This window comes from Ruegeria sp. AB6 (genome assembly GCF_056542685.1).
The window spans coordinates 64,212-76,938 of record NZ_JBQGAD010000013.1 but is presented as its reverse complement, the minus strand read 5'-3'; the positions used below and the strand labels follow the sequence as shown (position 1 = coordinate 76,938).

Below are 12,727 nucleotides of genomic sequence, written 5' to 3'. Positions count from 1 at the left end.
GCGACGGATTTGCGTCGAAAGGTCTGCCTATGCCCGACAAGCCCCGATCCCCTGACGCCAATGGTGGTGTCGAAGCGGTAGAGCGCGCATTGCGTGTGCTGGACATCTTTGAGCCGGGCGATGCAGGCCTCTCTTTGAAGGAGGTTGCGGACCGCAGCGGGGTCAACAAGGCGACAATTCTGCGTCTGAGCGTGTCGCTTGAAAAGTTTGGTCATATTACGCGAGACGCCGAGGGTCTGTTTCACCTCGGGCCGTCTTTGTGGCGTCTTGGATCCGTGTTTCGCCAAAACCTGCGGATGGGGCCAATTGTGCGACCGGTGCTTGCGAATTTGGTGAATGCGACCGGCGAAAGTGCGTCGTTTTATGTGCAACGCGGCAACTCTGGCGTGTGCCTCTACCGGGTCAATTCGCCAAGGCTTGCGCGGGATCACGTTCAGGAGGGCGAGATCATTCCGCTGAGCATGGGCTCTTCGGGTCAGGTGCTGGATGCTTATTCCATCCGGCAGGGAAAACAGGCGGCCAGCATCCGAAAGGCCGGGTATTATCTCAGCCTTGGTGAACGCGATCCTGACGTCGCCGGACTGTCGGTTCCTGTTCTTGGGTTCGAAGATGAATTGCTGGGCGCGATCAGCTTGTCCGGCCTGCGCGTCCGCTTCAATGACACAGCCGTCGAAAAGTATCGCGCGGCGGTCCTTGATGCCGCCCGCCAGATTCGGGTGGAGTTTGGCGAAAAATAAGACCCGCATCATTGTGCCTTGTCTTTCCGACGCCCGATCATCTGCACACCGATAAGCGCCGTGATGGACACGACAATCAGACAGGTCGAGATCGCCGCGATTGTCGGATCAAGCTGATCACGCAGTGAATTGAACATGCGCCGGGTGATTGTGGCGTTTTCCCCGCCCGAGACCAGCATCGAGATCACAACCTCGTCCAGCGACGTGATAAATGCCAGAAAAGCCCCTGTCTGGATCGAGAATTTCACCTGCGGTACGGTGATTGTCCACAATGCGTATGCACGGGACGCCCCTAAGCTGCGCGCTGCAAGCTCCTGATCGAAATCATAATTCTGCAATCCCGACATCACCGTCACGATCACGAATGGCAGCGCCAGCGCAGTATGGGCGATCACGATCCCGGTCAGTGTGTAATTGAGCCCCAGCTTGGCATAGAGGCTGAACACTCCAACAGCGATCAGGATCACTGGCACGACAATCGGCATGATCACAAGGATTTGAGCCGCGCTCCTGATACGAGGCGCAGAGCAATGCAGACCATAGGCACAAAGTGAGCCCAGGGGCGTCGCGATTGCCGTGGTCAGCGCCGCCGCGATCAGCGAGGTCTTTGTTGCGCTCATCCATTCCGGCGACGTGACATAGGCCACGTACCAGCGAAACGAGAGCGATGTCGGCGGGAATTCCAGATAGGATGCCCCCGAAAACGACATCGGGATAACGATCAGCGTGGGCAGGATGAGAAAGAACAGCACAGCAATGCCGACCACTGTCAGCCACAGGCCGTCGATTTTACGTTGTCCGACTTGTTCCATTTTCAGATCCTCAGCGCATAAACAGTTTGTCGAGCCCGAAGACACGGTTCATCAGCCAGATCATCGCCAGCGCCAGCAACAGCAGGACCACGCCCAGGGCTGATGCGGCCCCCCAGTTCGAATAGACTGTGATGGTGCTTTCGATACGCTGCGCCAGCATCTGAACCCGGCCACCGCCCAGCAAAGCCGGTGTGACAAAGAACCCAAGCGACAGGATGAAAACCAGCACGATGCCGGCAAAAAGGCCCGGCAGGGACATTGGGAAAAATACCCGCCAAAAGGCCCCGCGCGGGCTGGAACCAAGGCCCACGGCGGCTCGGACCAGGTCGCCGTCAATATTGCGCATAGTGGCGTAGAGCGGCAGAACCAAAAAAGGCAGCATGATATGCACCATGCCAATGATGGAGCCGGTCAGATTGTGCGCCAGTTGCAGCGGTTCTTCGATAATGCCAAGTGACATCAGCGACGAATTGATGATCCCATTGCGCTGCAAAAGCACCAGCCACGCATAGGTCCGCACCAGAACCGAGGTCCAGAAGGGGACCAGCACAAACACCATCAGAATGGCCGCTGTTTTGTTCGGCATCTTTGTCAGCCAGTAGCACAGCGGGTAGCCGAGAAGGACGCAAATCACCGTCACGGCAATGCTGATCTGAAACGTGACGACAAAGGTTCGCCGATAGAGAGCACTACTAAAGATGCGCGTGTAATTTTCCGTGCTCAGTTCGCCTGCCGCATTGAAAAACGACAGCGAAGACAGCCAGAAAATCGGCAGGAAGACGACGATCAAGATCGTCAAAACCGCAGGCATCGAAAGCCCAAGAAACGTCAGTTTTTCGCGGCGTTCTTCGGATTTGAGCGTGCTGGCATTCTGAAGAGTCCCAGCACCTTCATACGTCTCGGCGATACTCATGCCACATGTTCCGGTACGATGATCGTATCTTCGGGATGCAGGGCAAGGCCGATTTGCTCTCCCTTCGACGGCAACCCGGTTTGGCCCGCGCGATTGGCAGGCACACGCACATTGATCTGACCAGCGCTGTCGTGCTGAACGATCACTAGAACGCTGTCGCCCTGATAAATGATGTCATGCACTTGGCCGGACAGGTCATTGGCGGCGTCTGGCACCGCGCCTGCTGTGACTTCCAGCAACTCGGGCCGGATGATCAGACGATGGCCTCCGCTGCCCAGCGCAATAGGCGTATTGGATTTCAGAACGCGCTCGCCAAGCTGCGCCGTGTCATTCGCTACACTAACCGGCAGGGAAATGGATTCCCCGATAAAATCCGCCACAAAGAAACTATGCGGCTGGCGATAGAGCCGCTCAGGCGTCGCGATCTGTTCGATCCGCCCATGATTGACCACTGCAATCCGGTCCGACATCGTCAGGGCTTCGCGCTGGTCATGGGTCACGTAAACGACAGTTGCATCCAGCTTTTCATGCAGCGCCTTCAATTCGATTTGCATATGTTCGCGCAACTTCTTGTCGAGCGCTGACAACGGCTCATCCATCAGAATGATCTGCGGCTCAAAAACCATGGCGCGGGCAAGGGCCACGCGCTGTCTTTGTCCCCCGGATAATTGCGTGATGCGCCGGTCGCCATAACCGCCCAGCTGCACGGTCTCCAGCGCGCGCTCGGCGCGGGCCTTCTGATCGCTTTTGGACACCCCGCGAATTTTCAACGGATAAGCCACGTTTTCTGCGACCGTCATGAACGGAAACAACGCATAGCTTTGGAACACCATGCCAAGGCCGCGCTTGTGGGGCGGCGTTGCAATCATTTCCTGTTCGCCAAACCGGATCGACCCGCCATCAGGACGCACAAATCCGGCCAGCGCCATCAAAAGCGTCGTCTTGCCGGAGCCTGATGGCCCCAGCAATGTCAGGAACTCGCCCGCGGCGATGTTCAAAGACACGTCATTCAGCGCTTTGACCGATCCGTAGGCCTTGCACAGGTTGGATATATCGATGGGAAGGGAGTGGGCTGCAGGTGACATGGGGGCTCCTAACCTGACAAAAATGGGCGCAGCACAAGATGTGCCGCGCCCAGATATTTTTTACTGTTGGATCAGCGTGTCAAACTCTTCGGTCAACTCGCCCAGCTGGCCGATGTAAAAGTTCGGATCGACCAGAAGCTGCTTGCCATAGTTGTCGGGATGTGTGTTGACCTTCACTGCCATCTCATCCGAGATTATCCCGGTGCCGAAGGCACCCGAATTCACCGGACCCAACGGCATGGTCACCGCCAGCCTCGCCTGTGCTTCGGCGCTCAGCAATTCGTTGATAAGGCGCATCGCGTTGTCTTTATTCGGAGCCCCCTTGGGAACCAACAAGCAGTCCACGTCCATCGTGCCGCCATCAAAGGCATAGGCCACATCAATGCCCGACGCGATCACGCTTTCTACGCGGTTATGGCCCATATGGATCACGTCCACTTCGCCGTCACGCAGCAACTGCGCCGATTGCGACCCGCCGCGATACCAAACGGTAACTTCGGGGGCAATCTCACCCAGCTTGTCCCATGCGCGCGCCTTGCCCTCATTCGTGGCCAACGTGTCATAGATCTCGGCCATCGGCACACCATCCGCCATGAGCGCGGCTTCGAGGTTATAGTTCACCTTGCCGTGCATACCGCGCTTGCCGGGGAAGTTTTCCAGATCCCAGAACTCTGCCCAATTGGACGGGCCATTGTCGCCAAATGCATCCTTGCGATAGGCAATCACCTTGGTGAAGTTGATGAAGCCGATGTAATTGTCATGGATCAGCTCTTTCGGAATGCCTGTGGTGTCAACAATCGAATAGTCGATCGGCTCAAGGCTGCCTTCCCGGCTCAGGGTTTCACACGAAGGCAAATCCTGTTCTGTAACGTCCCATGCAACGGCACCCGCCGTGATCTGCGCGCGCACGTCCTGAATGCCGTTTGTCGTATCTTCCTTGACAGTGATATTCAGCGCACCAGCGGCAGGTTCCAGCATGGCTGAGCGCAAGGCATCCTGAAACGAGCCTCCCCAGGACGCAAACACGACCTCTCCCTCGGCAAAGGCAGGCGAAGCAATGGCCAGGCCACCTGCCACTAGCGCCGTGGTGAGCTTCAGTTTTTGGTTATCTTTCATCATGTCAGGCTCCTCCCGAACTGTTGGTTGGTTTGTGGCTTCGCGACATGCGCGGCTCCACATAATCATTCGCAATCGTTTCATCTAGCAAAACGTCATTTCAGTTTTACTAGAGCTGATGTTGGAATTGGTCAAGGATTCTTTTGCCCCGTAGGATTCACACTCCCGTTTCCTGAGCATCAGAGCCTGGAAAATCTCGCAATTCGCGCATTGGTGCAGCATTCATCTGGGTTCGATCTTGCACATATGGCGTCTGAAGCGATCTTCGTCTGACCCGAAGTTAACTGCCACCGATTGAAGCATTTGGTGGAACGTGCGGACCGCAAACTCTCACTCGCTTTGCGTTGATCCGCGAATTTGAGTGGCAGCTTCTTGACAGTATGCGCCAATTGATCCTGACGACAGAATTGGTCAATTTGGGCTCAGCCCCGACCTCGGATGCGACGCAGCATCCCGTGATATGGAGGCATCGTCAACGTCAGGTTGTCGTTGTGGGAGGGCATGGCGGATCGGAGGATCAGTCATGGAAACACCAAACTTACCGGCCATTCGTGCGCTTCGCCCGGCTTGGAACAAAGGGCGCATCGTTGGGCAAAAACGGCCACTGAAACCAAAACACGTCTGGGCAATCCGTGTTCGACTTGAACTCGCCGAGAACCATCGGGACCTGGCGCTGTTCAATATGGCAATCGACAGCAAACTGCGTGGCTGCGATCTCGTGAAGATGAAAGTCGTCGACGTGATGGCGTCCGGCCAGATCAAGGAACGAGCTTCGGTGTTGCAAAGCAAAACGCAGAAGCCGGTTCGTTTTGAAATCTCCGAAGGCACACGCGCCTCGGTTGAAAAGTGGATGGAAGATGAGCTCATGGTCGGCTCGGAGTACCTATGGCCGGGTCGTTTCCATGAACGCTTGCACATCTCGACACGCCAGTACGCCCGGATCGTCCGGGATTGGGTCACGTCGATCGGTCTGGAGGCCAGTGCATACGGAACGCATTCGATGCGGAGGACAAAAGTCACACAGATCTACAAGAAGACCGGCAACCTGCGGGCGGTCCAGCTGCTACTTGGGCACACCAAGATGGACAGCACCGTCCGGTATCTCGGTGTTGAGCTGGAAGATGCGCTTGCGATCGCAGAGGCCATTGAAATCTAACAACTTGGGCCGTCTTCGCGGACGGCCCAAACAAGACCTTGGCGAAATCTGCGGCGAACAGCGACGAGGAGCCCAGAGCGACGGTCTTCTTGCGGAGCAGGCAAGGACATCGCTTTAAAGTTTCAACTGACACGGCGTATTAGAAAATTCAGAAAAAACTGCCCGTCAATCCTGCGCGGCTCGTAGACAAGCCTTCTTCCTGGCGAAAGTCCTTCGGGCAGTTTGACGCTTATATTGACCTTATAGGGTGTCGCCTGCCCGAAATGCGAACTCAATGTGAAGCGCAATTTCAACTGACCGGAGTCATCGAATTTGCCAGTGAAGTCCCTAAACCAAGGCCCTTCGGCCGCAAAGCCTTGGGCAGATAGCAAGGTCAGCTTGTCTCCATTGCGATTGATGCGCAAGGCTGCAAGTGGCTCGATTTTTCCGGGGAAATAGGCCTTGTCGGGCCGACTGGTTGTTTGCCAATAATCATCGTCCCATCTGCGTCTGATTAAGACAATGTAGTCACCATCAAAAGTCGCGAAAGACGGCGCGACCAACTGATTACAGACTCTTCCTTGCTCTCCTCGAAGTGCGGCAAGAGTTTCACTGGTCTCGAGGCTCTCAGGCGTCAGTCCAAGATTCTCTCTAGCGCTGATATACCGAGAGAAAGCAGATCTCGTGCGTGGGCCCGCAACACCGTCCGCTGTGCCAGCGCTGCAGCCAACGCGATTTAGCTCAGTTTGTATATCACGGATCAGGCTGCGCGTCTCTGTATCATCCTTCGCGCTTTGAGGCGATGTCGGCACAAGAGCTGCTACTTTGTCTCGCGCAGTACTACTGTTGCCCGGCACTTCGTCCTTCTGGTGCTCAGCAAGCAAGTCGTCCCGCAACGAAAGGGCGAGCGCGACTGCAAAATGATCCCTTTCGCCTTCGTATCGCTCCAGAAACATCTCGATCGCATCAAGCCTTCCGAGCGAACGCGCAAGTTCAAAGTCCGCATAAATCTGGTCTTCGACACGCTCAATTTCTTCCTCTGGCGTCGAGCCTGCAGCCGCATCTGGAACAAGAAAAATGTCTCTGGCGGGAAGCGAGCCATAAGTAAATGGCTCCTGATAGCCTTCTGTCAGAGTGTAAACCCTGTCGCGGACTCGCCGAAACAACTTGCCAATCTCAAGTCCGGGTTCCTCGATGTGGTTGAGCAGAGCCTGAGCATAGGGGCTGTTGCGGCCATCGCCGTCAAGCGCCAGCGTTCCGCTCCTTGCAGCATATCCAACCAACACACCTCCCGGATCGATACGTGCAAGTCCGCGTCCAATTGAGCGGGTGCTGTTTGTGCGCTCCATAGTCGCGAGGAATGGATTGTTGCGGCAGGCGTCAACCAACACGATCTTCAAGCCGGGTGCGCCCGCGATGGAGCTAATCAATGTGTTGAGGCGGATTGCCTCGAGTTCGATGTCACGGTCGCTCCGCAGTTCCGCACTGACAGGGATCAGGAAGTTCGTGTTGTCCAACTCGATGCCGTGGCCGGCGAAGTATACGATGACCGACTCGGCGTTTTTTGCCTTTTCTCCAAAGTCACGTATGGCAAGGCGCATGTCGCGGTAATCCAGATCAAGACCTGTTGTGACCTCAAACCCGATCCTGCGCAATGCCTCTGCAATGTCGATCGCATCATTCGACGGGTTTTTGAGATTGCTGACATGTTGGTAGTTCGCATTGCCAATTACCAAGGCAACTTTGTCCGCCAGCACCATCGCAGGCAGAAAACAAAACACAACTGAGAACAGGATACGCTTCATGTGAAATATCGCCGTTAACGCGTCTACCATATGAACGTTTCCACACTTTCGGAATTCAATCAATATGACCGGCGTGGACAAGCTCTAGCTCGGCTTAGGCCGCATAGCGGAGTTCGGGATTGACACGACGAAGGTTCGTTTCCCGCCCATTGCGCCAGTTTCGGCATGGACCATTCATATGAAGTACGAACTCGGAGCCGCCTTGCGGCGGGACAGAAAGATGCTCGCTTGGGAAGCTATCTAAACGTCAGCTTCCGCATTTCCTGCGAGCATGCGTAGCGACTGCAGCGAACTTCCACTTCCCGCGCTTCGTGCCGTACTTCAGCCCCCTACCCGTCCCGATCTAGCTTTAACCAATATCGCGTGTACCGGAGTTCACCCGTTCGGATCAAAGCGCCCTTCTCTACCAGGTTCTGGAGATCCCGCGTTGCTGTGGCGCGCGATGTTCCCGTGATCGAGATATAGTTCTCAGCGCTCAATCCCCCTGTGAACCCATCCGGCCCAGCCTTGAACAAACGGGCGATTACCTTGCTTTGGCGAGTGTTGAACTGATCACGGTACCGATCATAGAAGTGCGTCTTGGAAATAAAGAAACCAACCCGCTCAAGCGTCACCTGCTGTGCTGTAAGGACAGTTTCGGCAAACCAGACGAGCCACGGTGTGACTTCCAGCGTCTTTTGATGGCGTTCGAGTTGGTCGTAGTAAGCCTTCCGCTCTCGCTCGATCGTGAAAGCAAGGGCAATCAGACTTGGCTGACCGATATTCTGGGCCAAGGACTTTTCAGCCAGCGCCCTACCCAACCGGCCATTGCCGTCCTCAAAGGGATGAATGCTCTCGAAATACAGATGGCTCAAACCGGCCCGGATCAGTGCGCGCAATGGTTCGGGACCATCCGGTGCGGTCCGGTTGAACCAGGCTACGAACTGGTCCATTTCAGCCGGAACCTGATGTGAAGGTGGAGCTTCGAAATGCACCGTTGGGCGGTCGAGCCTGCCTGAGACGATTTGCATCGCATCCTCATGGCTCCGGTATGATCCAATCGTTTCCAGATGCCTGTCATGGGACAGAAGCATGTCATGCCACCGAAACAGGGTGTCGTGTGACAGTGGTTCCGAATAGTTGGAATAAACATCCACCATCATTTCAGAAACGCCCTGCTCGCGCGGTTTGGATGGATAGCTGTCGGGAGCCAGTCCAAGATGTCGGCGCAAGGAAGATTGCACGCTGAGACGATCCAGCATCTCACCTTCGATCGCGCTGGTCTTCATTGCTTCTTCGCTTAGCAGGTCGATACGCAATTGATCTCGATCCGATGTGTTCACATGATGAACCGCTCCAAGAACTTCCCCTGAGGACAACAGGAACTGTTGCTCGTATGGTTCGAGTCTTGCGGCGTCGTAACGAAAGGTAGGCCAGTCAGGGTTCTGCCAGTTCCACATCGTGAGGTATAAGCTTCCTTTCTATAACTCACTATTTATGGTTGCGTGATTTATAGAGGTCAATCCTATAGCTCACCTTTTTCAGACCCTTCGATCCAGTCATCACTTGGAGGTGTAATCTGAAAACGGTAAATTTCATCCTGTTTCCCCAAATTTACGTAGCATTGGATGTCCGCGAGAGCATTGCCTTTGGAGACAATTCGCCCTTTTCGATCTTGGCCAGCAACGAAATCAGGTAAGCCCCTGGAGATTGTATGTTCTCAGCACGTTGAAAGATGTATCCGAGAACAATGAAGCGAATAGCTGGGCCAAAAGTTGATTTCATTGCATACCAGGTTTGGCCAAGCCGTAGATACTCGGCGATATCATCCATAAGCCGATCACAGTGGTGCTGATCTTTTGCAAAGCGTAGTTCTGAGCATAGCCGTGGAAAACTGCGCTCCATTTGGTCTGGAGAAACCTGAATCTGAGAAAGCTTTTCTTTCTTAACTTCCGGATTCAAAGAGTCCTCTTTGTGCCCCTCAATTTCACTGTCACTGGCCCTCAAATTTTCTGTATCAGTCTGTGTTATCTCGGAGATTTCCACAGAGATTTCTGCCAACAGCTCGCTGAGTACATTCGCATCTGGTTTGCGACGCAGAGCATTGCGTACGGTGGTCACCAAATCAGAGATCGCGGTGTCATTTGCTACGAGTTCCTTAAGGCGCGCCAGAGCGGCGGAAACTTTGTCACGGAGTACAGTGAACTCGAGAACGCGATCAGCATGCCTCTGGGCTTCCTGAATGAACTCAGCGTGCCGTTCAGACAAAGGCATCAAGGAGAGCCCAGTTGCGGTGACCACCCTGCCCTGGCGATCCCGGCGCGCCCATCGCTTACCGTTTGCGCTCATGACGCGGCGGATAAGTCCAAGGTCCACCAGCGTCGAGATATGACGCTCAACTGTCTGCACGCTGACATGAGTTCGTTTGGCTATCGCCGCGTTGGACGCGAAACAGATGTGATGATCATCCTGGTCCGCAGCAATCTGATCACCGCCCATAAAGGAAACCATCGCTCTCAGGACATTGAGAGTTGTGGATTTTAACCCAAGAGGTTCTCTGGCCTCTTCAACGGCGCGAAGAAGTATCCATTTTTTGGGCGTACTGTTCCCCTGCCCTGCCGTTCCCGACAAGGTCGCTCCAATTGGAGCCAATGCTGTTAGTGTTTTCATGATTATCTATCGGCAGACAAAAATTACCCGTTCGCTCAAGAGCGTTTTTTCTTGTGTGGCGATTCGGGTGCTGCTAGATTCTAGGTGTCTAATCTAAGAATTGCGCTTTGCGCAGCAGCCCTCGAAGCTCCGGTTTCGGGGGTTTTGTTTGTTTGCCTTCCTCCTTTCTGCTCGTCCTCAGTTCTTTTTCTTGGCGTTTACAGCTGTAAACTCAGCGTGTGAGCGCTTAATGATTTCAGCCATGTTTTCGTCCAACCAGCTAGCGAAGCCAGCGTTAGCTCCGGTCCTTTTGACCGAAACAGTTAGTGATCCGTTGGTAGATTTGATTGTAACGCCTTCGATTGGGTTGAGTTCGGCTGCACCTTCTCTTTGTCTTGCACCGCGTTTGGCAGCTGCTTTTAGGAGCATTTCCAGCCGATCATCTGACGACATCGATGGCTCAATGGTTGCAAGAAGATTTGCAGCTTCATCTTCCGCTAGCTTGCCTGCAACGAAGTGCTCTGCAAGCACGGTCCATTTTGGGCGGCCTGATTTTGGGGCTGCGCCGATCATGTCACCAATCTTTGCAGGAACATGTTGCGTAATTTTTGTCAGGTGAGACAGCCCTGATTTCGAAACGTTCAATACTTGCCGCACCGTTGCCGTGTCATGCCCGGAAGTCAGGATCGCCTCGGCGAAACGTGCTTTCTCGTAGAAGGAAAGATTGCGCCTCGCAGCATTCTCAAGCCCTTTGGCGAGAAGCGCTGAAGCATCGTCGATATCCTGAACATTGGCGCGGACTTTAATACCAAGTTCACGACAGGCTTTGAGCCTCCTCCGTCCATAAATTGCCTCGTATCGACCGTCGGATTTCGATCTTCTGACAAGAATGGGAACTTGTTGGCCACCGTCTTGTATACTCGACATCAAGCTTTCAAAACTATCGTCTTCTTCGTCAATGTTTACAGCTGTAAACTCACCGAGCCTATCGGCAGGCCCCCAGTCGTCGATCAGAGCAGGGTCAATTTCCCTGATTGCGGCAAGAGAGCCCTGAAGCGCACCAAGAGCAGGGGCATTGGGTTTTGGAGTTTTATCGATGGCCTTGGGGCCAGAGCGCGCGATGGTGTTTGCGATCCCCGACATCTCCTGAAGCGACTTTCTAGCCATTAGCTGCGTCCCCATGCTTGATGGATCATTTGCTCTACCTCAGAGCCGATCGCATCCATTGAGTTCTTTGCCCGATCATAAGTTGCGCGTGTCATTTCTGACCGCACGACTTCGTAAATTGATTGTTTGAGCATTGTGGCGTCACTGACCGCGGTGCTTTTGAGGGCTGTGGCTGACATAACGCGATCCTGAAACAGTGCCCGCATGAACGAAGCCAGTTGTTGAGACGGTACGTCTGTTGGCTCGTCACGCGTTATCAGGAATTTGAAGTTGTCGTATTCGAGCGTAGCGCCGGCATCTTCAATGACTGCCATGTAAGCACCAGCGAGTTCGAGAAATTGAGCCGTCGAAGACACGTCCAGCATCGAAGGTGTAAGTGGCACAAGCAATGAACTGGCGGCCGCCATCCCAGCAATTGTCAAGAATCCTAGCTGAGGTGGGCTATCAATCAGAACAAGGTCAAAATCTCCTTCCACCTGGGCCAGGGCATTCCGTATTCTTGTAAAGAACGGATGGTCTGGGTTGGAGTGAACGGCAGATTCTGTCTCAAATTCGGAAAGAACAAGCCGTGACGGAGCCACAGAGAGACCGGGGAAGTACGTCGGAAGCACGACGTCCGCCATATCTACCGGATCTTCATATCGAATAGCATCGTAAATCGTCAGCCCGTCAAACTCTATTTCGGGGCTTATGCCGCACATGGATGTAAGAGAGCCTTGAGGATCCAGATCAACAGCCAGCACACGGTAACCGCGAAGCGCAAAATAGTGAGCCAAGTGAATTGTTGTGGTGCTCTTACTGCTGCCGCCTTTGAAGTTCATCAACTGCCAGACTTGGAGCTTTTCTCCTTCAGTCCGGCGAGGGACATAGCGCCCTTTTTTGCGTGAGGTTTTCTCAAGCGTTTCGCGAGCCTCCCAAAGTTCTTGGGCAGTATAGTAACGCCTACCGCTGCGTACGTCATTCGGTTCAGGAATCGTTCCCTCTGCGTGGACTTTGCGCATGAATTGACCTGAGACTCCTAAGAGTTCAGCAGCTTCTGGCGCTGCAAAATTTCGCAGTGATTTGGTGTTGTCGGGGGCAAATGCAGCAAGTAGATGTTCCCGGATAGCCGAGTTTAATCTCTCAGATATTTCCGTGGCGAGTGCCGATGGTCTTTCTGCCGCAAGTGGTGTCACGGGAATCATGTAGTTGCCTCAAATTAAAGAATGTGGTCATTTTTGCGCCACTTGAGATAAACAGCCGTGATTCATAGCACTAAGTCAAGGATTTTCGCCTATATTGTAGGTTTTCCAACGCGGAGGACTACATACGCTTTGCATCAGAGCAGGG

11 protein-coding genes are annotated in these 12,727 nt (G+C 54.2%); 2 read left to right on the top strand and 9 right to left on the bottom strand.

Annotation, left to right across the window (positions count from 1 at the left end; genetic code table 11):
• Positions 1-29: 29 nt before the first annotated feature.
• Positions 30-737 carry an IclR family transcriptional regulator gene (locus ACR0DB_RS20015; RefSeq protein ID WP_170417827.1) on the top strand — a complete coding sequence of 236 codons (708 nt, stop codon included), beginning with the start codon at positions 30-32 and terminating at the stop codon, positions 735-737.
• Between the two features lie 8 nt (positions 738-745).
• Here ACR0DB_RS20015 and ACR0DB_RS20010 read toward each other — a convergent pair whose 3' ends face one another.
• From ACR0DB_RS20010 to ACR0DB_RS19995, 4 genes are read right to left on the bottom strand one after another with little or no spacing between them, the layout of a single operon-like run.
• Complete coding sequence (locus ACR0DB_RS20010; protein WP_170417829.1) at positions 746-1,549, bottom strand: ABC transporter permease; 804 nt, start codon at positions 1,547-1,549, stop codon at positions 746-748.
• A gap of 10 nt (positions 1,550-1,559) precedes the next feature.
• Positions 1,560-2,462, bottom strand: a complete 903-nt coding sequence (locus ACR0DB_RS20005) for an ABC transporter permease (RefSeq protein ID WP_170417832.1) — start codon at positions 2,460-2,462, stop codon at positions 1,560-1,562.
• A complete protein-coding gene (locus tag ACR0DB_RS20000) occupies positions 2,459-3,547 on the bottom strand; it encodes an ABC transporter ATP-binding protein (protein ID WP_170417835.1) in 1,089 nt (362 codons plus the stop codon). The genes ACR0DB_RS20005 and ACR0DB_RS20000 overlap by 4 nt, the downstream gene beginning before the upstream one ends.
• Before the next feature lie 60 nt (positions 3,548-3,607).
• Complete coding sequence (locus ACR0DB_RS19995; protein ID WP_170417838.1) at positions 3,608-4,666, bottom strand: ABC transporter substrate-binding protein; 1,059 nt, start codon at positions 4,664-4,666, stop codon at positions 3,608-3,610.
• A 520-nt stretch (positions 4,667-5,186) separates the two neighbouring features.
• Between ACR0DB_RS19995 and ACR0DB_RS19990 the strand changes: the two genes are divergently transcribed.
• The gene (locus ACR0DB_RS19990; protein WP_093037018.1) at positions 5,187-5,819 is read left to right on the top strand and encodes a tyrosine-type recombinase/integrase; all 633 of its coding nucleotides are present in this window, start codon (positions 5,187-5,189) and stop codon (positions 5,817-5,819) included.
• Positions 5,820-5,941: 122 nt separating this feature from the next.
• Here ACR0DB_RS19990 and ACR0DB_RS19985 read toward each other — a convergent pair whose 3' ends face one another.
• From ACR0DB_RS19985 to repA, 5 genes are all read right to left on the bottom strand, one after another.
• On the bottom strand, positions 5,942-7,603 hold the full coding sequence (locus ACR0DB_RS19985) for a caspase family protein (protein WP_170417841.1): 1,662 nt from the start codon (positions 7,601-7,603) through the stop codon (positions 5,942-5,944).
• Positions 7,604-7,932: 329 nt separating this feature from the next.
• Entirely contained in the window at positions 7,933-9,042 is a 1,110-nt protein-coding gene (locus tag ACR0DB_RS19980; RefSeq protein ID WP_170417844.1) for a Fic family protein, read from the bottom strand.
• 154 nt (positions 9,043-9,196) lie between these two features.
• On the bottom strand, positions 9,197-10,252 hold the full coding sequence (locus tag ACR0DB_RS19975; RefSeq protein WP_170417847.1) for a helix-turn-helix domain-containing protein: 1,056 nt from the start codon (positions 10,250-10,252) through the stop codon (positions 9,197-9,199).
• Between the two features lie 177 nt (positions 10,253-10,429).
• A complete protein-coding gene (gene repB, locus ACR0DB_RS19970; RefSeq protein ID WP_170417850.1) occupies positions 10,430-11,398 on the bottom strand; it encodes a plasmid partitioning protein RepB in 969 nt (322 codons plus the stop codon).
• On the bottom strand, positions 11,398-12,582 hold the full coding sequence (gene repA / locus ACR0DB_RS19965; protein ID WP_170417853.1) for a plasmid partitioning protein RepA: 1,185 nt from the start codon (positions 12,580-12,582) through the stop codon (positions 11,398-11,400). The genes repB and repA overlap by 1 nt, the downstream gene beginning before the upstream one ends.
• Between the last annotated feature and the right edge of the window lie 145 nt (positions 12,583-12,727).